General features: G+C 45.1%; 22 protein-coding genes and 1 tRNA gene. 13 read left to right on the top strand and 10 right to left on the bottom strand.

Going from position 1 to position 23,161, the window contains the following annotated elements; translation table 11 throughout:
- Positions 1-17: 17 nt before the first annotated feature.
- The gene (porV, locus tag ACT6NV_RS09505; RefSeq protein ID WP_445384236.1) at positions 18-1,163 is read right to left on the bottom strand and encodes a type IX secretion system outer membrane channel protein PorV; all 1,146 of its coding nucleotides are present in this window, start codon (positions 1,161-1,163) and stop codon (positions 18-20) included.
- 444 nt (positions 1,164-1,607) lie between these two features.
- Here porV and gldJ point away from each other — a divergent pair, with 444 nt between their 5' ends.
- From gldJ to ACT6NV_RS09475, 6 genes are all read left to right on the top strand, one after another.
- Entirely contained in the window at positions 1,608-3,269 is a 1,662-nt protein-coding gene (gene gldJ / locus ACT6NV_RS09500) for a gliding motility lipoprotein GldJ (protein ID WP_445384235.1), read from the top strand.
- A gap of 66 nt (positions 3,270-3,335) precedes the next feature.
- Positions 3,336-4,619: a UDP-N-acetylmuramoyl-tripeptide--D-alanyl-D-alanine ligase gene (locus tag ACT6NV_RS09495; protein WP_445384234.1), complete on the top strand. Its 1,284-nt coding sequence runs from the start codon at positions 3,336-3,338 to the stop codon at positions 4,617-4,619.
- Positions 4,620-4,700: 81 nt separating this feature from the next.
- Positions 4,701-4,775 (top strand) — tRNA-Val (locus ACT6NV_RS09490).
- A 436-nt stretch (positions 4,776-5,211) separates the two neighbouring features.
- Positions 5,212-5,676: an Hsp20/alpha crystallin family protein gene (locus tag ACT6NV_RS09485; RefSeq protein WP_445384233.1), complete on the top strand. Its 465-nt coding sequence runs from the start codon at positions 5,212-5,214 to the stop codon at positions 5,674-5,676.
- Between the two features lie 405 nt (positions 5,677-6,081).
- Positions 6,082-8,931 carry a PAS domain-containing protein gene (locus tag ACT6NV_RS09480; protein WP_445384232.1) on the top strand — a complete coding sequence of 950 codons (2,850 nt, stop codon included), beginning with the start codon at positions 6,082-6,084 and terminating at the stop codon, positions 8,929-8,931.
- Complete coding sequence (locus tag ACT6NV_RS09475; RefSeq protein ID WP_445384231.1) at positions 8,928-10,001, top strand: response regulator; 1,074 nt, start codon at positions 8,928-8,930, stop codon at positions 9,999-10,001. Before ACT6NV_RS09480 ends, ACT6NV_RS09475 begins: the two co-directional genes overlap by 4 nt.
- A gap of 25 nt (positions 10,002-10,026) precedes the next feature.
- Here ACT6NV_RS09475 and ACT6NV_RS09470 read toward each other — a convergent pair whose 3' ends face one another.
- The 3 genes from ACT6NV_RS09470 to ACT6NV_RS09460 are packed head-to-tail and all read right to left on the bottom strand — an operon-like array spanning position 10,027 to position 10,932.
- Positions 10,027-10,251 (bottom strand): hypothetical protein, encoded by a 225-nt coding sequence (locus ACT6NV_RS09470; protein ID WP_445384230.1) that lies wholly within the window; start codon positions 10,249-10,251, stop codon positions 10,027-10,029.
- A complete protein-coding gene (locus tag ACT6NV_RS09465) occupies positions 10,244-10,597 on the bottom strand; it encodes a hypothetical protein (protein ID WP_445384229.1) in 354 nt (117 codons plus the stop codon). The genes ACT6NV_RS09470 and ACT6NV_RS09465 overlap by 8 nt, the downstream gene beginning before the upstream one ends.
- A 5-nt stretch (positions 10,598-10,602) precedes the next feature.
- Positions 10,603-10,932 (bottom strand): YtxH domain-containing protein, encoded by a 330-nt coding sequence (locus ACT6NV_RS09460; protein WP_445384228.1) that lies wholly within the window; start codon positions 10,930-10,932, stop codon positions 10,603-10,605.
- 294 nt (positions 10,933-11,226) lie between these two features.
- On the opposite strand from ACT6NV_RS09460, the gene ACT6NV_RS09455 reads away from it, so the two are divergent.
- Both ACT6NV_RS09455 and ACT6NV_RS09450 read left to right on the top strand, forming a co-directional pair.
- Entirely contained in the window at positions 11,227-11,997 is a 771-nt protein-coding gene (locus ACT6NV_RS09455; protein ID WP_445384227.1) for a sigma-70 family RNA polymerase sigma factor, read from the top strand.
- Between the two features lie 10 nt (positions 11,998-12,007).
- Positions 12,008-12,415, top strand: a complete 408-nt coding sequence (locus ACT6NV_RS09450) for a hypothetical protein (RefSeq protein WP_445384226.1) — start codon at positions 12,008-12,010, stop codon at positions 12,413-12,415.
- A gap of 37 nt (positions 12,416-12,452) precedes the next feature.
- Here ACT6NV_RS09450 and ACT6NV_RS09445 read toward each other — a convergent pair whose 3' ends face one another.
- Both ACT6NV_RS09445 and pta read right to left on the bottom strand, forming a co-directional pair.
- Complete coding sequence (locus tag ACT6NV_RS09445; RefSeq protein ID WP_445384225.1) at positions 12,453-13,637, bottom strand: acetate/propionate family kinase; 1,185 nt, start codon at positions 13,635-13,637, stop codon at positions 12,453-12,455.
- Positions 13,638-13,658: 21 nt separating this feature from the next.
- Positions 13,659-15,755: a phosphate acetyltransferase gene (pta, locus tag ACT6NV_RS09440; protein WP_445384224.1), complete on the bottom strand. Its 2,097-nt coding sequence runs from the start codon at positions 15,753-15,755 to the stop codon at positions 13,659-13,661.
- Positions 15,756-15,940: 185 nt separating this feature from the next.
- Between pta and ACT6NV_RS09435 the strand changes: the two genes are divergently transcribed.
- The gene (locus tag ACT6NV_RS09435; protein ID WP_445384223.1) at positions 15,941-16,801 is read left to right on the top strand and encodes a universal stress protein; all 861 of its coding nucleotides are present in this window, start codon (positions 15,941-15,943) and stop codon (positions 16,799-16,801) included.
- On the opposite strand, the gene ACT6NV_RS09430 is transcribed toward ACT6NV_RS09435, so the two are convergent.
- Both ACT6NV_RS09430 and ACT6NV_RS09425 read right to left on the bottom strand, forming a co-directional pair.
- Positions 16,798-17,652 (bottom strand): universal stress protein, encoded by an 855-nt coding sequence (locus tag ACT6NV_RS09430; RefSeq protein WP_445384222.1) that lies wholly within the window; start codon positions 17,650-17,652, stop codon positions 16,798-16,800. The two genes, ACT6NV_RS09435 and ACT6NV_RS09430, sit on opposite strands and share 4 nt — an antisense overlap.
- Positions 17,653-17,662: 10 nt before the next feature.
- Positions 17,663-18,514, bottom strand: a complete 852-nt coding sequence (locus ACT6NV_RS09425; RefSeq protein WP_445384221.1) for a universal stress protein — start codon at positions 18,512-18,514, stop codon at positions 17,663-17,665.
- 135 nt (positions 18,515-18,649) lie between these two features.
- On the opposite strand from ACT6NV_RS09425, the gene deoC reads away from it, so the two are divergent.
- The 4 genes from deoC (at position 18,650) to ACT6NV_RS09405 (ending at position 21,240) form a co-directional block, all read left to right on the top strand.
- Positions 18,650-19,330 (top strand): deoxyribose-phosphate aldolase, encoded by a 681-nt coding sequence (gene deoC, locus ACT6NV_RS09420; RefSeq protein WP_445384220.1) that lies wholly within the window; start codon positions 18,650-18,652, stop codon positions 19,328-19,330.
- A 93-nt stretch (positions 19,331-19,423) separates the two neighbouring features.
- Positions 19,424-19,876: a DUF2267 domain-containing protein gene (locus ACT6NV_RS09415; RefSeq protein WP_445384219.1), complete on the top strand. Its 453-nt coding sequence runs from the start codon at positions 19,424-19,426 to the stop codon at positions 19,874-19,876.
- 138 nt (positions 19,877-20,014) lie between these two features.
- Positions 20,015-20,629 carry a WG repeat-containing protein gene (locus tag ACT6NV_RS09410; protein ID WP_445384218.1) on the top strand — a complete coding sequence of 205 codons (615 nt, stop codon included), beginning with the start codon at positions 20,015-20,017 and terminating at the stop codon, positions 20,627-20,629.
- A gap of 101 nt (positions 20,630-20,730) precedes the next feature.
- The gene (locus ACT6NV_RS09405) at positions 20,731-21,240 is read left to right on the top strand and encodes a nicotinate-nucleotide adenylyltransferase (protein ID WP_445384217.1); all 510 of its coding nucleotides are present in this window, start codon (positions 20,731-20,733) and stop codon (positions 21,238-21,240) included.
- 150 nt (positions 21,241-21,390) lie between these two features.
- Here the strand turns inward: ACT6NV_RS09405 and ACT6NV_RS09400 are convergent, their stop codons facing one another.
- Entirely contained in the window at positions 21,391-22,374 is a 984-nt protein-coding gene (locus ACT6NV_RS09400) for an MlaD family protein (RefSeq protein ID WP_445384216.1), read from the bottom strand.
- Between the two features lie 4 nt (positions 22,375-22,378).
- On the bottom strand, positions 22,379-23,161 hold the full coding sequence (locus tag ACT6NV_RS09395; RefSeq protein ID WP_445384215.1) for an ABC transporter ATP-binding protein: 783 nt from the start codon (positions 23,159-23,161) through the stop codon (positions 22,379-22,381).

The following is a 23,161-nucleotide window of genomic DNA, read 5'->3' as shown; positions in this document are numbered from 1 at the left end:
ATAGCGTCATAAAATTATTAATCATTGTAAAACTCTTCGCCGATATTGAAAGTCAGCGAAAACCTCAGTGTATTTTCCAAAGGGTTTCGAACCTGTGCCGTGGAAAAGAGGTAAGAGAGATCTATCTGAACGGTATTGTATTTAAAACCGGCTCCTAATGAAAAGAATTTACGGAAACCCTTAACCTCACTTTCATTAAAGTACCCCGCCCGTATCATAAAAGATTCCTGAAAAAGATATTCTGCGCCGAGGGCCCAGGTCATCTCCTTCAATTCTTCTGAAAAACCATCCGGCGCATCTCCCAGTGATTTGAAGACCCCACTGAAAAATCCGATATTCTGATACTCCTGGTTATCCTCGGCATCCAGGTCTCCATCCCCGTCAAAATCCTGCGGCGTTGGCACCAATAATTTATTGATCTCAGCGGTAAGCGAAAGGACATTGTCCAGGTCAAAAATAAAGTCGAATCCTCCTCCCAGAGCAAGATTGGTCGGCAGGAAATTTTCCTGCCCGCCATCATCATATTTTATTTTTCCACCCAGATTCGAGATATTGAAACCAGCCCTCCAGCGGCCATCGAATTTATCAAAAGCCTTTTCAGGCCCGCGGTAATATCCGGCAACATCCACTGCAAAGGAACTCCCCGCCTGTACGGCATTGCCGAGTTGGGGGATTTCCAGATTGGAGCTGATAAAACGCCCCGCAACGGCCATCGAAAAGAAATCACTGAGCTTAAGCGCATAAGACCCGTCAATAGCCAGTTCATTCGGCTTCACCAGTGTCCCGTCTTCCTGAAAGGTGTTACGCAACTCTATTTCCCCAAGGGTAAAGTAGCGAATGGATGCAGCAAAGGCACTCCTCTCATTTATCTTATTGTAAAAGCTTCCATTTAATAAAGCGATATCCGTAATAATACTCTCCAGGTAGGGGGTATAACTGATACCCACTCCCATCTTTCGCTCTGCAAAGGCAAATTTGGCCGGGTTCCACTGCTGGGAAAAGGCATCAACAGAGGTGGCAACCCCCACATCCCCCATGCCCGAAGAGCGCGCATCTGAGGCAATGGTCAAAAAGGGAACTGCTGTTGTTATAACCCTTTCACTGCTTTGTGCCACTGCCTGTCCGGCAGTTAACAACATTACGAGCATCCAAATTTTTTTCATTAGTCTTTTCAAAATGGTCAATGTTTACAAGGTATGCAATTAAGATTTAGTACGCTTTTCCGCACTTAATATTTTATGCAAAACGGGATTTTCAAGATTATCTTATATATAGCGGCTTGAATTTCGTCGAAAAGTTGAATGCTTCCCGGCTATCTTATGGGACTAAGCACGGCTTTTGTTCCCTAAAGGGAGCGGGCAGGGTCAGTTGCTGTGCCCTGGATTCAAAAAAGTGAAGCCCGGACCATACTAGAACCGTCAATTCCTCGTTATCAATGGAAACGCATCGCTTTAAATCAGGGGTATTTTATCGGTGGCAAATTTTTGAATACAGATAAAATATTATAGCAAATTACCCGTTGTATACCCCGGAAAGCAATTAAAAGAAAAAGTAACCTTCAGATCGTCAAAACCCGGTCTGATTTGAACTTTAAGTCCTAAATACAGATGAAACAATCACGAATCAGCGCATTATTGTCAGCCGCTATTATTGCCGGAACCCTTGGCCTTCAGAGCTGTAAGAAATCTTCAGGCTCCAAGAATGTCTCCAGAGCGACCGGTTGGAAGATCAATGCCAAAGAAGGCGGTTTTCAATTCAATTCCGATTTTAAGGAACAGGAAACAGCCCCCGGCCTGGTTTTCGTTGAAGGAGGAACCTTTACCAAAGGAAAGGTACAGGATGACGTAATGCACGATTGGAACAACACCCCAACTACGCAGCACGTACAGTCCTTTTACATGGACGAAACGGAGGTCACCAATGTGATGTATCTCGAATACCTCGATTATCTGAAAAAAGTTTATCCTCCGGAAAACCCCAAATACACCAATATTTATGTAGGGGCACTTCCGGATACGCTGGTCTGGAGGAATCGTCTGGGCTTTAACGAAACGATGACGAATAACTACCTGCGCCATCCGGCCTACGCAGAATATCCTGTGGTCGGTGTCAATTGGGTACAGGCTGTACAATTCTCGGAATGGCGTACGGATCGCGTTAATGAAGCTATGCTGGAACGCGAAGGCTATCTTGCCGACGACGTTAAGTACAGGGCCATGAACGGGGAAATAGCAGGTACTTTCAGTACTGAAACGTATCTTAACCGTCCTGAGGCCGTTTACGGAGGGGAAATAGATTCACTTGGAGGTAAGGCTCAAAAGGACTCCGTTCCGAATTTCGCAAAACGCAGCAGTGGGATCATCATGCCCGAGTACAGGCTCCCTACTGAAACCGAATGGGAATACGCTGCTCAGGCCCTTGTAGGAACCCGTGAATACAACAATTATCGCGGACGTAAGAAATATCCATGGGAAGGCGATTATACCCGAAACGGACAAAGGGTTGGTCGCGGAGACCAGCTGGCCAATTTCAAGCAGGGAAAAGGAGATTACGGCGGAATTGCCGGGTGGTCTGACGACGGGGCCGATATTACCGCTGAGGTAAAATCGTACAAACCCAATGACCACGGACTCTATGACATGGCAGGAAATGTTGCCGAATGGGTGGCAGATGTATACCGTCCTATAGTTGATGATGAAATCAGTGATTTCAACTACTACAGGGGTAATATCTATACCAAAACGGCCATTGACTCCGATGGAAAAGTTAAAATATTGGAAGATACAGTTGTTTATGATACCCTGCCAAATGGGAAAATCGTAGCAACCAACCTTCCAGGGGAAATCAAAATGGTACCGGTTGACGAACAGGAAACCTACCTGAGAACCAATTTCTCTGAAAGTGATAACCGCGGCTATCGTGACGGAGATCCGGGCTCTTCCAGATTCTTTGATCAGTTTACAGAGGAAGAGGATCAGCGTAGCATGTACAATTCTCCCAAGCACAAAGTGCAGCGGGATTCTACCGGAAACCTGATCCGACAGTACGACAAAAGCAATAGCCGTACTACTCTTATCAACGATGAAGTACGGGTGTACAAAGGAGGTTCCTGGAGGGACAGGGCTTATTGGCTGGACCCGGCACAGCGCCGATACCTGCCACAATATATGGCAACTGATTACATAGGTTTCAGATGTGCCATGTCCAGGGTAGGATCCAAATCCAAAACCAAAAATAAGACCGTTCGCGGGAAAAAGGTCCGCAAATAAAATTACCGGCAATAATGCTGTAAAAAAGCTCTGATCATTCGGTCAGAGCTTTTTATATTTATGGCCATGAAAACCGCGGAACTCCACCAGCTCTTTTTAAAGCATCGCAGGGTCAGTACGGATAGTCGGAAAATCTCCGGCGGCTGTATTTACTTTGCACTTAAAGGTCCAAATTTTAACGGGAATCGTTTCGCTGCGGAAGCCCTTAAAAAAGGAGCAGCCTATGCCGTAGTGGATGAGGAAGAATTTGCCGCCGGGCAAAACATCATCCTGGTTAAGGATGCCTTAAAGGCCTTACAGGATCTCGGAACCTTTCACCGTAACGCCATGAAGGCAAAGGTGGTTGCACTTACCGGAAGCAACGGGAAAACAACAACCAAGGAACTTATTCATGCCGTACTGCAACAGAAATTCCGATGCATTGCAACTAAAGGGAACCTTAACAACCATATTGGAGTACCCCTGACATTGCTGCAAATTGGCCCTGACACGGAACTGGCGATAGTGGAGATGGGAGCAAATCACCAGGGCGAAATTGCATTTCTGAGCCAGTTGGCGCAACCGGATTACGGGTATATCACCAACTTCGGAAAAGCACACCTGGAAGGGTTTGGAGGAGTACAAGGTGTAATCAAAGGTAAAAGCGAACTCTACACTTACCTGATAAATCACGACAAGCACGTTTTTATCAACGCAGATGATCCTATTCAGCTCGAAAAACTCCAGGGATATCCCAAAACAATAGGGTTCAGCCAGTCTCAGCCTGAATTTGAAAAAATACGCTTTTTAAAAGCGGATCCTTTTGTATCCTTTGAAGTAGAAGGGGAAACAATAAATACGCAACTCAGCGGGTCTTACAACTTTTCAAATTGTGCCGCCGCTGCCCGGATAGGAACCTATTTTGGGGTGTCTACGGATGACATAAAAACAGCCATCCAAAATTATATCCCTGAGAATAACCGATCGCAGCTCATTAAAAAGAATGGGGTTGAAATTATTTTAGACGCCTATAACGCCAACCCCAGCAGTATGATGGCCGCCCTGGAACATTTCGCAGGCCTGAAGGCTGCCCGCAAAGTAGCCATTCTGGGAGATATGTTTGAACTGGGAGAGGATACGGCCTCAGAACACAGTGCTATCGCCCGGCTGGCTGCTTCCAAGTCATTTGATGCCCTCTACCTTATAGGCGCCAATTTTTTCAATACCCGGGTAAATGCAGACCATTTTAAAACATTTGAGGAATTCGCTGCGTTTTTAAAGGACAACCCCCTGAAAGAAGGGGCTACCGTCCTGATCAAAGGTTCCCGCGGAATGGCACTGGAACGAAGCCTTGATTATTTGGGCCAATAACTTCCAAACCCGTTATAATCTTTTTAATCAGATACTTTAGTGCTTCTGATTTTTTTCCGATCTTGCCCCACCTTTACATAGGGGATATTAGCTCAGTTGGTTTAGAGCGCTGCCTTGACAGGGCAGAGGTCACTGGTTCGAATCCAGTATATCCCACATCAAGCAGAAAACCCTGCAACGAAAGTTGCGGGGTATTTTTTTGAAGCCTCCGTAAAAAGTTTACTTTTTTAAGGAGGTGAGGAAAAAATACCGCAATCCGGCCAAGCCGGATAGGGTTTTCTATCCCGCCTGTCGTCGGGACAGGTTTGCAGGAGCGGAATGCCCTGGATCACAGCAAAGCTGTAATCCAGTCAAACACCAAGAACCAAATTCCAAATACCACCCCGATAAGTATCGGGGCCAAATTCCAACCCCCTCAGCAATCACAACGGACTTTCAGATCTAACTGCAGAGGTAAGGTGTTTTTAAAAAGATTCTAACACATCGTGGAAAACAATTGGTCCGAACTGACCTGAATCATTCCACAGGGATTATGCTCTGCTTACATTCGATCGAAAACCTAACTGAGTTGTTTAATATAAAATCTTAAGCTATGACCTTGATCAAATTTAAAAGAAGACCTTTTGGAAATCTCATGACAAGGGATTTATTCGACATGGATGATTTCTTTGACAACAGGATGTGGAACACCGGATTGATGCAAACAGACTTCTGGAATGGAAAAACTATGGAGCCTGCATTGAACATCAAAGAAACAGATGACCATTTTGAAATAGAACTGGCCGCTCCCGGATTCACTAAAAAAGATTTCAATATTACCATTGAAGATGGTATGTTGAATATTACCGCAGAGAAAGAGTTATCCAAAGAAGAAAAAGAAGAAGATTACACTCGCAGAGAGTTTAATTACACTTCTTTTGAAAGATCTCTCCAATTACCTGAAATGGTAAAAGAAGAAGCAATTAAAGCGAAGTATGCCGATGGTATTCTTAAGTTTAATTTGCTGAAAAAAGAGGAAGCCAAAAAAAGGCCTCCAAAAGTAATTGAAGTCGGCTGATAAGTCGCCTTATTTATTAAACTCCCGTACTTACGCATCACAGTTGTCCATAAATGTTGTACGGGAGTTCGCTTTTTCCGGAGCTCAGCGAAACCCCTATTGCCATTGCAATAACCATCTAGAAATCATCTGTATCCCTCAGAGGGCTAACCTCCCTTTTTGTTAGAAGCAAGTCATCAGAATTATGATAATCATCATGAATTTTGAGCAGGCCGCTCACTACCTTTAAGGCTATGGCGAAATTGTTAGCAGCGATACAGACCGGAATAAGAATTTTTAGTATTCAAAGGGCTTTTATTCAGGCCAATGGAAATGATCCCTGAGTTTTTGTTTGGGGTCGGAAGATTCAATTTGCCGGGGAATCCTGATAAAGACGAAAAGAGTAGGCCATAGTTAGATACCTGTATGGATACCGTTGAGAGAAAAAAGGGGAACAAAAATGGCAAAAAAGGGCGTTTCAAGGGCTCAGGCGAAGCCATGTTGTTCCTTTCCCCGTCCTTTGAAATTCGCTATGCAAATAGGGCCGTTAAAAACCTAACCGGCTACAACCCATCAGAACTTAGCGGCAAGCATTTGTCAGAACTGATTCCGGACCCGGATCTGCTCAGCGGCGGTCCAGGAGTAACCAGGGGCCCGGTGCAGGTAACTTGCAAAAACAAAGAGACGCGCAACTGTCAAATACAAATCGAGGAATTTACATCAGGAAATACAACTTCACACCTGCTCTTTCTTTCATCACCAGAAGTCAATCAAAAATTCCATAAAACTTCGAATGGTCCTTCCAGGACAACCGCTGCACTGCTCAATGCCATTCCCGATACTGTACTGATTCTAAACTACACAGGAGATTTTATTGATTATTACCCTCCCCTAACCGGCAGCTTAATCAATGATCCATCCGGGATGGTCAATAAAAACATGTCCGACCTCTTTTCTCCGGAAATTACGGCCCTCTTTAAACAGGCCTTTAAAAACATAAAAGAAACAGGGCACACACAGAACATTGAATTCTCTATTAAAAACGGGGCAACCAAATACTACGAAGCCCGTTTAGCCCGGCTAAACGGACAAAGGATCCTTACCATTGTCCGGGACATTACCGAATCCGAATCCGTTCAAAGGGTTCTGGACATACGTAACAGGGCACTTGAAGCGGCTGGTAACGGAATCCTTATATCAGATGCGGGAATTGCAGACAACCCTATCATTTTCTGTAATAAAGCTTTTACAGCAATTACAGGATATTCCCGGGAGGAGGTAATTGGTAAAAACTGCAGGTTTTTGCAGGGAGAAGATCGGCAGCAACCTGCAATTGCCCGCTTAAGAGAAGCGATCGCACAGGGGAAACCCATACAGGAAATACTGCGGAACTACCGGAAAGACGGTAGTCTGTTCTGGAATGAACTCACCATTACCCCGGTTACGGATAGCGGGGGAAAAGTAACGCATTTTATTGGCGTGCAGAATGATGTAAGCCATGTCATCACCGAGGCGGAAAGAAAGGATCAGATCCGGAATATTCTGGAACAGATCATCAGGGATGAGCCACTGGAGGAAATCGGTATTTCCATTTCCGATTTCCTCTCCAGCTATATCGATCAGGCCGGGCTGATACTCTCCCTGAGGGATCCGCACAGCGGGGACCTGAAACCCTGGTATTCCTTTTCCATACCAAAAAAAATGCAAAAGCTGCTGAGTTGGCGACCATCAAATGATATTCCCGAATGCGGGTGTGAAATTGCCGTAATGGAAGGGCAAACCTATATTTCTGAAGATATTTCCAGGGATACCCTGTGGGGTGAGCTGGCCGAACCTATATTGAGTGCCGGCTTCAGGGCCAGCTGGTCCTTTCCCATACATTCTTCAAAGGGGGAAATCCTGGGTTCCTGTAGTATATTTTTAAGGCATTCAGGGGCACCAGACGGTGCTACCCGGGAACGAATCCGGGACGTGCTTCAATTGGGCAGTATCGCTATTGAAAAATTCTATACCCAGGAGATGCTTCGGGATAACAAAGAACAATTGGAAGCCTATGCCAAAAAGCTGGAGAAACATGTAAAAGTTCAGACCCAAGAAGTTGAATCTGCAGTAAAAAAATTAGCAGAAACCAACCTGAATCTGGAGGACCAGATAGAAACTGCCAGAGAGGCCGAAAAAAGAGCGCGGACACATCAGACCCTATTTGCGGCTATCGCCCGTAATTTTCCCAAAGGGGTAATCATGGTTTTTGATCATAAGCTAAGCCTGCAACACCTGGAAGGGGAAGAACTGGATGGTATTGGGCTTTCCTCATGGAACTATAAAGGTAAAACGCCCGAGGACCTTCATGGATTCACGGAGGTACAGAAAGTATTTATCAAAAATGAAGTGATCAAAACTCTGCAAGGCGAACATCGCACTTTTGAACAAAGCAGAAACGGACATATTTACAGCGTGAATTCAACCCCTTTGGAATTGGAGGAATCCTTCCACTGGGCCCTTTTGGTCTGGAGCAATATTACCGAGCAAAAAACCATAGAAAATGAACTCCTGAAATCCCTGAAAACCGAACAGGAGCTTAATGACCTTAAATCCCGGTTTATCGCCATGGCATCCCATGAATTCCGAACCCCCTTAAGTGCAATCCTCTCCTCTGCCATTCTCATAGGCAAACAAATGGAATCCGGCAAGGAAGACAAAACAAACCATTACCTGAATCAGATAAAGAACAATGTCCGAAACCTGAATGTGATCCTGAATGACTTCATGTCAATCAGCCGTCTGGAAGAAGGAGAAATTAAGTGCGAGAAATACAACTTTGACCTTATACAGCTGATCCGGGCAGTACTGGAAGAATTGGAAAGCAACCTGAAAGTAGGACAGTACTTTATTGAAGAATGTGAAATGGGCAACCTCAACATTTACTCGGACCCAAATTTAATGCGGCATGTTTTGTTGAATCTTATTTCGAATGCCATTAAATATTCACATGAAAACAGTCCTATCCACCTTCACATTAAAAAACGGGGTTCCCAAATCATCATTGCCATTCAGGACAGGGGTATGGGCATTCCGAAAAAAGAGCAATCCAATCTGTTCAGAAGGTTTTTCAGGGCAAAAAATGCGGTAAATATCCCGGGAACGGGTTTAGGCCTGCACCTGGTTAAACATTATCTCGATTTAATGGGAGGTTATGTTCACTTTAAGAGCAAACTAAATAAAGGAAGTACTTTTTACATACACCTGCCCACAGTCATAAATGCCCCAAAACCATGAAAAAGATCCTTATCATTGAAGATAATCCCGATGTGCGTGAAAATACAGCCGACCTGCTGCGACTCTCGGATTTTGAAGTATATACCTCTGCGGATGGTGATTCTGGCGTGAGAATGGCCCGGAAAATAATACCGGATCTGATTGTTTGTGATATCATGATGCCCGGCACAGATGGTTATCAGGTACTGGCTCAATTGTCTGCTGAAGATGAAACCGGCAGCATCCCCTTTATTTTTCTGACGGCAAAGTCGGAAAAAGCCGATATCCGAAAGGGAATGAACCTGGGGGCCGATGATTATCTGACCAAACCTTTTGAAGAAGAGGAATTGCTGATGGCGATAGAGGCCAGGCTAAAAAAGCACGACTTTCTACAGAAAGAGTTCAGCAAAGATTTAAACGGAATCCACAGATTCCTTGCACAGGCCTCTGCATATCTCAACAGGGAACATATAGAGAAAAGCTACAGGGAAAAACACTTTGACAAGCGGGATCTGATCTTTATGGAGGGAGACGCAGCACATTACCTCTATTTTCTGGATAAAGGCCTGGTAAAAACCCATAAAACAACAGAAGGCGGGAAGGAATTCGTTACCGGGATGTTCCAGTCGGGAGATTTTCTTGGGCAATTGTCCCTGCTGAATCCAAAAGGAACCTATCTGCATACGGCCACTGTTATGGAATCCACGGTGGTTTATCCTATTCCAAAGGCCGATTTTATGGAATTAATAACTGAGAATCGGGAAGTTTCCCGCAAATTTATGGAGCTGATTTCCAAAAATCTGATTGAGGTACAGGAACAACTGGTCAATATGGCGTATTGTCCGGTCAGACAACGCATGGCCCATATTTTGCTGAAACTTCAGGAATTAGGATTGATCAATAACCATGAACAACAAGGCATCGATATCGCGCGGGAAGATCTCGCAGGGATGGTCGGAACAGCCACTGAGACGGCCATCCGAACACTATCTGAGTTTAAGGAGGAAGGTATAATCAAAATGGGGAAATCGCGCCGGATAATCATCAAAAATCCCGAAAGGCTGGCACATGCGGCCACCTTCGGACAGTAAGCGAAATACTACCGGTCAGGCCTTTTTATTCTTCAATGCGCTGGATCTTTTGTCTGATTTTTTTAAGAGTCCAGGATAATGCCAGAGAAGTCAGGGCCGGACGAATACTGTAGACCAGACCCTTTTTAAGAAGGTTTGCACCTGCATCCCGTATGGCAAGGCGCATATGCTCGATACTGATTTGCCTTTGCAGGTCAATTATCTTCAAGCGATTATCTATTTCCTCAAAAGTTGAAAACCGACTATTCATGATCCTTAAAATATAGTTCTGAAAATGCCCTGAGTAATGGTTTTTCCAAACGATCTCTAAGCAGATAGCCTATAAAGGTCAATACTGCAAAAATCCCGCCCACTAAAAGAAAACCGTAAACGAGGCTGCCGGACCAGGCCCCAAGGGCCCAGGCAGCAGAAAGAGAAAGGAAAAATAAGGTCAGTAATCCCAACAGGGCTACCATAGTGATTTTCCCCAGAATGGAGACGAATTGCAGGCTTAATTTAAAGCCTTTTAATCGTATATATTCCGTACTCAATTGAATATAGGACTGAGCCTCTTCTGCTACCTTGAATACCTCATCTTTTACTGCCGGAGCCTCCATAGTGCTTATTTCTGAAGTTGTGCATTCTTTTTACGCAAGTCTTCAAGTTTCCTTTCCAGGCCTGCTATGATGTCATCGGCTTTATAGCTCATATGACTCAGAGTTTCTTCAAGTTTGTGCTCAAATTCCTCTTTTTTTTCTTTGGCAGACTTGGTAAGTTCTTCTTTGGCATGAGAAAGTCTTTCGGTAATTTCATGACCGGTTTTCTCAATACTGTTTTTAATTTTTTTTCTGGTATTCTTGCCTTCATCAGGTGCATACAAAATACCCAGGCCAGCGCCTATTGCAGCTCCGCCTAATAATGCTAAGAAAATAGTTCCGCTATCGTTTTTCATGACTTCTGGATTTAAAGGATTACTAAATTATCTAAGTGTAAAATTAGTTGAGAAGGTACTTCTGGGAAATGACCTGGGTCATTCCTGACCGGGCACTTATCAGATTTTGCAGGAACTCCTGCCAAAATAGTAATCCGTAATGGGAAATGGGAAATAGCCTTTCCTTAGGGGGCCTCAAAAAACACCCTAAAAAGCGAATAAAAGTATTAACTAAGTAAGTACCCGGCTGATAAAGATCATTTTATTCCTGCCCTTATTTGACGAAATTAGGTTTCGGTCCAAAATACTACTACCATGAAAGACACGCTTCTTTACGACAAACGCCAGGCAGCCTTTCACCATCTGGTGGCGGATAGCCTGGAGGAACTGAAAACACTAAAAGCCTCAGGGGCACAAAAGGCTTTCAATGAAAAACTACTGCGCGTATTACCTGAGGTCAAAAGATACATCACCCGAAGCCTCAGGCTGGCACTGGCCAAGGGAGTTATATCGCACAATAAGTACCGTCCTGACGATTTTTTCGACCAGTTGTTCATAGAGGTATACGACCATCTCGACGAAGTAAGCCGGAAAGAGGAGTTCCACCCCTGGTTGTTCAGACAAGCCGAAAAACTGCTGGACGATATGGAACTGGAAGAAATTTTTGAGGCAACCAATTATGACAATATAGATGATTACTACCGGGCAGAAATGGAATCCCTGGAAGAAGCTTTTAGTACCGATGGCGACGGAGATCTGGTGATGATTGAGGAATTGGATGATCTCTCCTATAAGGACCATCACTATCTGCTGAAGAATATCTTTCTGGATGATGCGCATGAAGACCTTATGGCCCTTACGGAAACAGCTCCCGGAAAGGAAAAGATTCAGGAGTCTCTAAAGAGCCTCTTGTATGCCATGCCCCCTGATACCCGCTCCGTTTTTGAACTGGCAACTGAACAGCTCTTTAACCTGGATGAAATCTCAATGATAAAAAACCTGCCAAAAAAACTTATCTCAGACATGATTGAAAATGCCCGCAGACTTATGAAGGCCTCACTTGAGGACCAATTGTTTGATAATTAATACTAGTACCATGGAAACAAAAAAATTAGTGTCCCGTACCGATTACCTGCTATCGGGTGGCCTGGAGGAATTGCACCAGGAGAGCAAGGAATGGCTGGATACCATCGCATTTCTGAAAGATGAAACCCGCTTCTTTGAAAAACTGCTGGCCGGAAGAGTTGTGGAAACCTACCCGGACAATGCCTATTCCCAAATACTGAGGCAAATGGATCAGGTCCATAAAATGCTGTTTGAGTACCTGTCTGAGGAGATCATAAGGCACGAAAAACTGCTGAGCCGGATAAATAAGAGAGAACCCGGCATTGCTGACTATAACTATAGGGAACAACACCGAAAACTAAAAGGAAAAATTGAATTGTTCCTGAAGGATTTCAGGGAGTTTAAAAAAATGGTATTTGGCTACGCCAAGAAATGGTGAACCAGCTCAAATATGAACTTACTTCAGCAGGATCTGCTTACAGCTTTTGGAAAACTTCCCTGGCAATTTGAAGTTCTTCATTGGTAGGAACTACCCATATACTGACTTTTGAGTCTTTATGATGCAGGGCCTGCAGACCCTTGCCAGGCTTCTGGTTTTTTTCCTTGTCCAGGCGGATTCCCAGGTATTCCATATCGGAACAGACCATGGCTCGCAACAAAGCGGAATGTTCCCCTATCCCGGCTGTAAAAACCAGGCCGTCCAGGCCATTCATCACGGCCGTATAAGCACCTATATACTTCTTGATCCGGTACGCATTCATTTCGAGGGCCAGTTTGCAATCCATATCGCCGGATGCCGCAGCCTTTTGGATATCCCGCAAGTCACTATACCCGGTAAGACCCAGCATACCGCTTTCACTACTGAGCATTTGCTTTACTTTCTCCAGGGGGTAGCCCAAATGTGAAACCAGGTAGAAAATAACCCCCTGATCGATATCCCCGGCTCTTGATCCCATTATCAACCCGTTTGATGGCGTAAACCCCAGGCTGTGGTCAACACTTTTGCCGTCTATAATAGCCGTTGCACTGCATCCGTTTCCCAGATGCAGACTGATCAGGCGGTGTTGCCCGGGCAATAGTGGTTTCAATTGACCGCTTACGTATTTATGGCTGGTCCCGTGAAAACCGTAGACCTGTATTCCGTGTTTTTCAAACAGCTCTGAAGGAATGGCATATTTTCTGGCCTTTAGCGGGATGGATTGATGAAAGGCGGTGTCGAAAACAGCAAATTGCCGGGCATTGGGAAAACAGGCTTCCGCCACTTCTATGCCTAAAAGGTTAGGCGGGTTATGCAGCGGTGCCAGATGCGCCAATTTGCCGATTTCCTCTTTAACAGAGGCATCAATTTGTGTGGTTTCTGAAAAACGGTCCCCTCCGTGGACTACCCTGTGCCCCACCGCACTGATAGCATCAGGAGACTTAAGAATACCCGGCTCCGGTGCCAGCAGGTTTTCAACAATATCTCCAAGGGCGTTCCGGTGATCGCGAACGGGCTTTTCAGACAGGTAGGTATGCCCGCCATAGTCCAGGCTTAACCGGGAATTCTCCGAGCCGATTCGCTCTACCAGACCTTTGCAGACAGTTTCCTCCTCAGGCATGCGAATCAATTGAAATTTCAGGGAAGAACTCCCGGAATTCAGTATCAGTATTTGTACTCCCATGGTATATGCTTATTGCCTTTTTTAAATCCCCTCCTGTGCCTGAATAGCGGTAATAATAACGGTATTAAAAATATCTTCCTCAGTGCAGCCGCGGCTCAGATCATTAACAGGTTTATTCAGCCCCTGAAGGATGGGTCCTATGGCAAGGGCACCGGTTTCCCTTTGCACTGCCTTATAGGTGTTATTTCCCGTATTCAGATCCGGAAAAACAAAAACCGTAGCCCTCCCTGCGACCTCTGAATCAGGCAATTTACTTTTACCTACTTTCAGGTCAACCGCAGCGTCGTACTGAATAGGGCCTTCCACCTTCAGATCAGGTCTGGCCTCCCTTACCAGGCGGGTAGCCTCGCGAACCTTATCCACATCTATTCCCTGACCAGATGCTCCGGAAGAATAGGACAGCATGGCCACCCTGGCCTCTATCCCGAATGCAATAGCGGTATCTGCTGAGGAAATTGCAATTTCCGCCAGTTGCGGAGCTGTTGGGTTCGGGTTGATAGCGCAATCTCCGAAAACTGTAACCCGGTCTGGAAGACACATAAAAAAGACTGAAGATACCAGGGATACCCCGGGGCGGGTCTTGACAAACTGCAATGCAGGCCGAATAGTGTGCTGGGTAGTATGCATGGCCCCGGAAACCATCCCGTCTGCATGCCCTAGAAATACCATCATGGTCCCAAAATAGGAAACATCGGCCATCAGGTCCCTGGCTGTGGCCAGATCCATATTTTTATGCTTGCGCAATTCGTAGAGTTTTTCTGCATAGGCCTCAAAATGCTCTGAACTCCTGGGGTTAACCAAATGAACCTGTTCCAGATCCAGGTCCAGGCTCATAACATTGAGCCGCTGCATTATCTGTTCAGGGTCTCCCAGCAGGGTTAATTCTACTGCCCGGCTTACCGTAAGGTCACGGGCCGCCCTGAGAATACGTTCATCGATACCTTCCGGGAGAACGATATGTTTTTTATCAGCCTGTGCTTTTTTAAGCAGGTTGTACTGGAACATTCTGGGGGTAATCCCGTTTGCTTTGAATGTGATCAGGCGTTCTGCCATGGCATCTTCCGGAATAAAATTGGAAAAGTCCTTTAAGGAATGTTCTATTTTAAGCTGGTTTGCCGCATATATCTGCGGTTGAATGGCCCCTACCTCGTTGGTTACCGAAAAGGTACCGTTAGGAACCGAGATGATGGGAACCACGTCGGAAAGACCTTCAATGAGTTTTATGATAGTATCTTCGGGAATTAAGCCCCCAGTAAGGACGATGCCGGATACGTTGGGATAATTGGAGGAAATATTTGCCTGAAGGGCTCCCAGTATGATATCGGCCCGGTCACCCGGGGTAATAACCAGAGCATCCCTTTCCAGATGGGTCAGGTAATTCCGCAATTGCATGGCCCCTACTCCGTAATGCCCCGCCTGGTTGTCCAGGTGCTTTTCTCCAAATAGCACCTTCCCCCCAATAGCTTCCGAAATTTCACGTACACTCGGATTGCCCAGTATAGGGTTTAAAGGAATCGCCCCGATGAGGACCGTATCGGAGAGTTCCCTGCCCAGGTTTTCAAGTATTAATTCCCTGTTTTCAGGCTGGATCTTATTGGCAACCACCATCAGGACCTCAACTCCCTTGTCTTTAAAGGAATCACAGGCCAGTACCAGGGAATTTACAAATTCGGTAAGCGTTTTCCCAACCCCACTGGATATGATCACCGTGGGAATGCCGAGGTTCTTGGCCATCAGGACATTAAAGTCCCATTCAATTATGGCTCCCTCACCACTGAAATCTGTTCCCTCTACCAATACAAAATCAAATCGGCTCTCAATTGCCTTATACTTCTTTATGATCAGATCCAGCACCTCATCTTCCTGATTCCGGCTGTTCTTCTGAACCACTTCTGAACGGGTACAGGCAAAGGCTTCTTCGTAATCCATAGGGATCTGAAAATAGGACAATACCGTCTCTATATGGTTATCGCGTTTTCCTTTAGGGTAGTCGTTAATGATGGGCCTGAAATAGCCCACCCGGGCCATTTTTCCCAAAAGTAATCGCATCAGACCCAGGGAAACAATTGATTTCCCGCTGTTGGCTTCTATAGTTGCGATGTAGATGGCTTTATTCATAATATGTTTACTGCGCTTTTCACGCCAAAGGTAATCCATTCCTCAGAGGAGCAAAAGGGCCTTCAGACATTTCGGTTCTTACAATTCCATCCCTCCGATTCAGGTTCTCCGCTATATGGCATGATACAAATCATTTGTGATTGTAGTACCCGAAAGTACCTTTAATCAACATAAACTTAATTGCGATGAAATCAATCCTATATGCCACCGACTTTTCCAAAGCTTCTCAAAGTGCCCTTAAATACGCGGCATCATTAAGTCGCCAGCTAGATATGAGGTTAGTAGTCACCCACGTCTATGATGTACCCACCATATTGGGTACTCAGCTGGAACAAACTTTTCCAGAGCTTCGGAAAGATGCCCTTGTCACTGAAAGAAAGCGGCTAACTGAATTTTGCGAAAAGCAGTTGTCTGACATCAAAAAACTGCCGGAACTGATTATTGACCCGGTAGAGAATATGTCTATTCACTCCGGCATTATAGCAAAAGCTACAGACTGGCATGTAAGGATGATTATTGTAGGGATGAAAGGTGAAAATGCCATCAAAGACACCTTTATAGGCAGTACGGCCAAAAAACTCATTGAAAAGTCCCCCTGCCCGGTTCTGACGGTCCCCAGTGGTTTTGAATTACACGGGGTTAAAAGACTGGTCTATGCCACTGATTTTGAACTGGAAGACCTCAAGGCGCTTGAAAAGGTTGTTGCCATGGCGAAAACCTTTGATGCGGAAATCACGGTCATTCATATTTCTATGGACAAAAAATATTCCGGAGCCTCTCAAATGGAGTGGTTTAAAGAAATGCTCAAAAAACGCATCAATTACGATAAAATCAGATTTGAAGTCCTGGAGTCAGCCGATGTGGCGGGTAGCCTGAAGCAGTATTCCGAACAAGTCCATGCCGGACTGATCGCCATGCTTGAAAGGGCACAAAAAGGACTGTTGAAAAAATGGTTCCATCGGGACACCGTAAAACGAATGGCCTCCAGTAGCAGTATCCCTCTGTTGAGCTTTAATGAAAAAAACCTGCAAAGCCTTTTCTTCTAATCCCGTTTCAGTTCGGGTAAGACTAATAGCGGGATCCGGGTTTCAAAAGCTATTCTTTCCGAGACTGGGTTATGGGTTAACACCTCAAGAATACTGTGCTTGTAATGAACGAGCGCAATGAGTTCTGCATCCTTTTTTTCCGCGTAGTCCTTGATCGTATCAGCTACGCTCCCCTGCAGTTTTTGGTTCACAAAACTATGGGGGATACCCTTTAATTTGGCTGAAAGCAGTTTTTGATGAGACTCCTGATTGGAGGTCATTTTGAATTCCGAGCCCACATATACGATTTGTAGCCTGGCATCCCATACTTTTACCAAATCCAGCAGGATACTGATTTCATAGGGTTCGTAATACTTTATATAATCGGTCGGGAAGACCACTGTACGCAATTGCTGAAAATCAAAGTCCTCCGGAACTACCAAGAGGGGTTTATTTCGTATGGCTTTCAGTACGCGTACCGTATTGCTCCCCAGAAAAACCTTTTTGGCTCCTGTAGCCCCCTGAGTGCCCATTACAATAAGGTCAACAGGGTACTCCTTTGTCAGAGCACGAATGGCCTGCAACAAATCCCCTGATCGGTGGATGGCCTCAAACTGATGCCTGGGATTATGGTGGTTTCGCTGCAGATACCCGAGCAAATCCTGCATCTGTTCCCGGGATTCTTTTTCCAATGACTCATAGATAGCCCCCAGTCGCAATTCGGAACGATCGCCGAGCAGATTGGCAAGCTGCGGTTCGTAAGTGTTCAGAATCAGGATGCGGGCCTGCTGGTGTGTAAAAAGCTTCAGGAGCGTAAAAAGGGCGTTCCAGGCATTTCTTGAAAAGTCTGTGGGGATCAGGATTGTTTTCATGAGGGAGGTTTTATTCTTTTGAGGTGGAATCCGGGACTACCAGTAAAGGAATGGATACGTGAAATCCAATCCGATCCAGATTGGGGCGGGTAAGCAGCCGATCGAAAAAGGAGTGGTGCTTGTTCATCATCACCAATAAATCTATGGCATGCTCGTCTATATAATTAAGGATGGCCTCGGGCATATCCTCATCAGACACTTCGCATGTCTGGTATGGTATTTCTTCCATGCATCGCTCCAGATGGGCTTTATTATCTTTCTGAGTATCGCTCAGCTCCGGTTCTTCCTTTACATGTAATAGGATAATATTTGAGTAATGCATTCGGGCCAGCTGCAATACAGGCACCAAATCTTCCTTTCGATATTTGTTTTGGTAATCGCTTGGAAATAAGATGTTCCTTATAGGGTGATACGCCACCTTTTCAGGAATTGCCATAACCGGAATTGTAGCTTTCCGGATTACAAAAACTGTATTGGAGCCCAGGAACAATTCCTTTACCCCGCTGGCGCCTTTGGTTCCCATGGCGATCAGATCCAATTGCTTCTTATTCACCAATTCAGCTATTTCATCCGTGAGTGTATTGAAAGATGAAATGGTTTCATAGCGGTGCCTGGGGTTGTAATGATGTTTTTTCAGGTCTTCCAGGGTCTTCTCCAGCCCCATAATGGAAATATCCACCCCAACATCTGGAATAGCGCTGAATTCAGGTCCGCCCATTACATAATCCAGACGATAGAAAGCCGGAGAATAGGTATGCAGCAAGAAAAAATTACAGGTCTCCTCCTTAAAGAGGTTAACCGTATAAGCTATGGCATGCCAGGCATTGTTAGAAAAGTCGGTAGGGATTAAAATATTTTTCATCGCATGGTATATTGAAGGTATCTTAAAGGTAAATCTGATTAACATCACCTGCCATGATATCTGTCAGTCCTTTAAGGAAACTGTAGCCGGTTATGGACGATATTCCTTATTTTAGGATAAACCAAAACCTCATCCATGCCCGATTCCAGTCAAACCTCACTTGCGTCCTTTATCGATCATACCCTCCTTCGCCCGGATGCAACGGTTTCCGACATTGAAAAACTGTGCGCCGAAGCCATAAAACACAATTTTAAAGCGGTTTGTGTCCATGGGAGTTATCTGCCCCTGGCACAATCCCTCTTGCAGGGCACTCCGGTCCTTTTGGCCGTGGTCTGTGGTTTTCCATTAGGGGCTACACCCGCCGCTGTAAAAGCCTTCGAGGCTGAAACCTATCTAAAACAAGGAGCAGCGGAATTAGACATTGTTGTAAACCTGGGGTGGATCAAGTCTGCCCACTGGGAAAAGATTGGGGAAGAACTCCTTTTACTTCGCGCCATAGCCCCTGAAGCCAGCTTAAAGCTTATTCTGGAAACGGCTTATCTCGAGCGGGATGAAATAATCCGATGCTGCGAACTGGCCGCTGAACACGGCTGGAATTTTGTAAAGACCTCGACCGGCTTCGGGCACGGCGGGGCTACCCTTAAAGACGTACGTCTCATGAAGGAAATCGTTGGAAATCAAGTGCAGGTAAAAGCTTCAGGGGGTATTCGGGACCTGGAAACGGCCAGGGCCTTTATTGCAGCCGGAGCCAGCAGAATTGGCACCTCTTCCGGCTTGAAGATCATTATGGCTGAACAGTCAGAAGCCAGCAATTGAAAGTGCGCGGTATGCCCCGGCGATGATCCAAATCATTTCAGACCTTAATTCAAATACAGAACTTTGCTCTAGTTTCATTTAAAAGCAAAGATCATGTCTCTGAATTTTAACCAGTACGCAACAGAAGGAAATACCTTCATCAAAGCCTATACAGAACATTTGGGCCTTGGTAATGATTACGACAAAGCAGGGCGGATGCTTTCTGCCATTCTGCATTCACTGCGAGATATCATACCCTTCGCGGAATCCCTTCAATTTATGGCCCAGCTCCCTATGTTCCTGAAGGCCGTCTATGTAAATGGATGGTCCGGCAGGAGGCGTCCAGAGAAAATCAGGAAGATGGAAGAATTTATTGAACTGCTCAGAACACATCAGAGAGGAGCCGCGGCCAATGATTTCGGCGATGAGGACGAGGAAGCAGAAAAGTACCTGCAGCTCACCTTTATGTTTTTAAGGAAATACGTATCCCTCGGGGAACTGGAGGATATCAGGGACTCGCTCCCCAAAGACCTGAAATTCATGATCTATTCCAATCTCATGTTCTAAACCAGGCAACAAACAGCCCCGGGATGACCGTAATCATTTTATACCATTTTACGGAAAACTAACTTGCCATAAATCTTAAAATCAAAAGTTATGCTACGATATTTTATTATAACAACAACCCTACTAGCCCTGCCTTTTATGGCAGTATCTCAATCGGTGAAGGAAATAAATACCCCGGTGGTTGAAAACCTGGACGAAGTAACTCCCTTCCATGATGGCCTGGCAGCGGTTCGCAGAGGGAATCAATGGGGGTTTATAGACACCTCCGGAAAACTGGTAATAGAATTTCGGGATGATCTTATCTGGAATACACAGGAAGAAAACGCAACATCAGGAATCGGACAAATAGAATATCCCCGCTTTAATAATGGTCTTTGTCCTTTTAAAATTTCAGGCGAAGAAGACATCCCCCTGTACGGTTTTATCAACCGGCAGGGAAAAGTTGCCATTAGCCCTGAATACCTGAATGTAACTGAATTTAAGGATGGCCTTGCTGTCGGTATTTATTTTAAAAAGACCTTCAGGGGAAAAAGTGATTTTCAGTTAAACATTTATGACCAGACTTTTACGGAAGTGGTCCTGAATACCAAAGGGGAAATGGTATGGCCGGTTACCGAGCGGCAAAACATACTGATGTCCAAAAGGAGGTATGAGCGCCCCGAGATCCACACCAAAGTTCTGAATAAGGACCTCATCGCCGTTCGGACCAGTCCGGAACAATGGGAAATCCGAAGGTTCAACCTTACGCAATGATCTGCCGCGGCTGATACAGGTCATTGTCGTACTGCGCATTCAATAGTAGCTTTAAATAAGTGCCCATAATTGGGAATTATTAATTGTAAAATGCTATTACCATGAAAAAAATTGTTTTAGGTCTGTTATGTTTAGGGTTGACCGGCCCTGCTCTCGCACAAATTATCAAAACGGAAAAACTCTCCGAGGTAACCGTTTATGCTACCAATTACAAATACCTGAATAGCATGAATTCTGAGGAACCAGCTGCTATCCCCGTTGAAATGCTGCAAAAGAAAGTGGCTGCATTCAATTTAAAGGATTCTGACTATTATCAGGATGATTATGATTACTATCAAATCAATTTCTATATCCCTGAGGGAAAAATTTTGGCCGCCTATGATAAGGATGGTAAAATAATCCGCACCGTTGAACGATTCAAAAACGTCAATCTTCCGATATCTGTCAAGGAAGCTGTAATGGATCGATTCCCTGGTTGGACAATTACCGAGGATGCCTACGTGGTTTATTACCACGAAGCCAAAGGAGTGGACAAAAAATACAAACTTACCCTTGAAAACGGGGATAAAAAATTGAAAGTGAAAATGGATGAAAATGGTAATTTCCTCTAAGAGGCGGATAGGTTACGGGGTATTTTGCATGTCAGTGTTTTTCTAACTTCCGATTACCATTTTTAGCCACAGACAGGGCTAAAGTTTTAGTCACTTTATCTGTCGGAAACCGCTCCGGTATGAATCCGGAGCGGTTTTTTTGTAGACTAATTATTGCTTTTTACGGTCCCTGGCCTCCTTACGGGCCAATTTGCGGAAATACCTTCGGGTCAGAAAATTGTGTTGCAGGGCATCCATGTTCTGATCAAACTTTACCATCCCGGAATCCAGATATTTCAGGGTGTGGCGAAACTGATCCGCTACTAAAGAATCTTTCAGGATCATCCCAAGGGTGCCTTCCCCTTCATTTATGTTTTCCGTTATGGTTTTCAATTCTCTGCTTAATTCCCGTATATCTCTGCTTGAACTGTCCAGGCTAACCACAATGTCTTCTATTTGTTTTCTGAAGACCGTATCGCTGAGGATAAGAGAAGCTGCACTTTCTTCAAAATTCATATCTGCTATCATCCTGTTCATCCGGTTGAGGGCATGAACTGCCTGTCGTGAAGCTGCATTCAGATTGCGCAGACCTTCCCGCAGATCCTTTGCCATCAGACTGTCGTTCATCAAATGACCCAGTACCCCAGAACCATTTTTAAGGTTTCCGGTAATTGTGAGAAGGTCGGAAGTTAATAAAGCTGCATTCTCATTTGTCACATTCAGCGTGGTGAGCATATCCTGTGTAGTAATCCTGCTATAACTCTGAATAGTATCCCCTTCCGCTATCGCTGCCGCAGAACCTTTCCCCGGTACGATATTTATGAGCATACTCCCCACGAGGCCGTCAGAGCCGACCATAGCTACAGCATTTTTACGAAGGTGCTGCCGGATCGATTCTTCAATAATCATATGAACGCGTACACTTGTATCATTCTCCATGACTATCTTACTTACCGTTCCCACCTGAATTCCTGAAAACCGGACATTATTGCCTTCCTGAAGGCCGTTTACATTTTTAAAGCGAGTCGTGATTTCAAAGGTTTTGCTGAACATATTCTGTTGGTTACCCAACATATAAGCGCCAACCATCATGATGATGCTGCCCGCAATTACAAACAGTCCCAGCTTAACATAAGTACCCTTTTCGTTTTTCATCTCTTTATTTTTTAAAGAAAGCTTCTATTTTAGGATCCGGACTTGCCGATAATTCTTCATAGGATCCTTCGGCATAATTGATCCCGTCTACCAGGAGCACAATTCTTTCGGAAATGACCCGGGCACAATCCACATCATGTGTGATAATAAGGGATGAGGTCCCATAGGTATGCTGAATCCTCCGCATCAGATTGATAATTTCCTTTGATGTAATCGGATCCAGACCGCTGGTAGGCTCGTCGTAAAGGATCACCTTGGGCTTGAGGATAAGGGTACGGGCCAGGGCCACCCTGCGCTTCATTCCACCCGACAATTCGGCCGGCATCAGGTCAATTGCGTGTTTGAGACCAACATTTTCAAGGGCCTCCTCTACCAGCGGCAGGGTATCTTTAAATGCCCCCAACTTCTGCCGGTGGCGCCGCATAGGAAATTCGAGATTCTCCCTTACAGTCATAGAATCGTATAAAGCACTTCCCTGAAACAGAAATCCAACATCCGACCGCAAATGGTCCAGCTCTGTCCGGCTGAGTTTTAAAATATCCTGACCCAGCACTTCTATCTGTCCCGCATCCGCCTGCATGAGGCCAATCAGGCATTTTATCATTACCGATTTTCCCGAACCTGATTTGCCCATCACCACCAGGTTTTCCCCTTCATACAGGGTAAGGTTAAACCCCTTCAGCACCTGTGTGGTGCCAAAACTTTTATGCAGGTCCCGAATGGCGATGACGGCCTTCTTTGCTGCAGTTTCGGTTGATTCAGTTCGATATTTCAGCTCTTGATCCAT

The sequence above is a fragment of the Robiginitalea insularis genome (assembly GCF_052497835.1).
This window is presented reverse-complemented; position numbering and strand designations above follow the sequence as displayed.

Coding starts and splice junctions, on each gene's coding strand:
- ACT6NV_RS09410 (WP_445384218.1), top strand. CDS start 20,015: ATGGCAGTATCTCAATCGGTGAAGGAAATAAATACCCCGGTGGTTGAA.
- ACT6NV_RS09470 (WP_445384230.1), bottom strand. CDS start 10,251: ATGAATAGTCGGTTTTCAACTTTTGAGGAAATAGATAATCGCTTGAAG.
- ACT6NV_RS09495 (WP_445384234.1), top strand. CDS start 3,336: ATGAAAACCGCGGAACTCCACCAGCTCTTTTTAAAGCATCGCAGGGTC.
- ACT6NV_RS09425 (WP_445384221.1), bottom strand. CDS start 18,514: ATGAAAAATATTTTAATCCCTACCGACTTTTCTAACAATGCCTGGCAT.
- ACT6NV_RS09455 (WP_445384227.1), top strand. CDS start 11,227: ATGAAAGACACGCTTCTTTACGACAAACGCCAGGCAGCCTTTCACCAT.
- ACT6NV_RS09400 (WP_445384216.1), bottom strand. CDS start 22,374: ATGAAAAACGAAAAGGGTACTTATGTTAAGCTGGGACTGTTTGTAATT.
- ACT6NV_RS09415 (WP_445384219.1), top strand. CDS start 19,424: ATGTCTCTGAATTTTAACCAGTACGCAACAGAAGGAAATACCTTCATC.
- gldJ (WP_445384235.1), top strand. CDS start 1,608: ATGAAACAATCACGAATCAGCGCATTATTGTCAGCCGCTATTATTGCC.
- ACT6NV_RS09445 (WP_445384225.1), bottom strand. CDS start 13,637: ATGGGAGTACAAATACTGATACTGAATTCCGGGAGTTCTTCCCTGAAA.
- ACT6NV_RS09485 (WP_445384233.1), top strand. CDS start 5,212: ATGACCTTGATCAAATTTAAAAGAAGACCTTTTGGAAATCTCATGACA.
- ACT6NV_RS09395 (WP_445384215.1), bottom strand. CDS start 23,161: ATGGATCAAGAGCTGAAATATCGAACTGAATCAACCGAAACTGCAGCA.
- pta (WP_445384224.1), bottom strand. CDS start 15,755: ATGAATAAAGCCATCTACATCGCAACTATAGAAGCCAACAGCGGGAAA.
- ACT6NV_RS09480 (WP_445384232.1), top strand. CDS start 6,082: ATGGATACCGTTGAGAGAAAAAAGGGGAACAAAAATGGCAAAAAAGGG.
- ACT6NV_RS09450 (WP_445384226.1), top strand. CDS start 12,008: ATGGAAACAAAAAAATTAGTGTCCCGTACCGATTACCTGCTATCGGGT.
- ACT6NV_RS09460 (WP_445384228.1), bottom strand. CDS start 10,932: ATGAAAAACGATAGCGGAACTATTTTCTTAGCATTATTAGGCGGAGCT.
- porV (WP_445384236.1), bottom strand. CDS start 1,163: ATGAAAAAAATTTGGATGCTCGTAATGTTGTTAACTGCCGGACAGGCA.
- ACT6NV_RS09465 (WP_445384229.1), bottom strand. CDS start 10,597: ATGGAGGCTCCGGCAGTAAAAGATGAGGTATTCAAGGTAGCAGAAGAG.
- ACT6NV_RS09435 (WP_445384223.1), top strand. CDS start 15,941: ATGAAATCAATCCTATATGCCACCGACTTTTCCAAAGCTTCTCAAAGT.
- ACT6NV_RS09475 (WP_445384231.1), top strand. CDS start 8,928: ATGAAAAAGATCCTTATCATTGAAGATAATCCCGATGTGCGTGAAAAT.
- ACT6NV_RS09405 (WP_445384217.1), top strand. CDS start 20,731: ATGAAAAAAATTGTTTTAGGTCTGTTATGTTTAGGGTTGACCGGCCCT.
- ACT6NV_RS09430 (WP_445384222.1), bottom strand. CDS start 17,652: ATGAAAACAATCCTGATCCCCACAGACTTTTCAAGAAATGCCTGGAAC.
- deoC (WP_445384220.1), top strand. CDS start 18,650: ATGCCCGATTCCAGTCAAACCTCACTTGCGTCCTTTATCGATCATACC.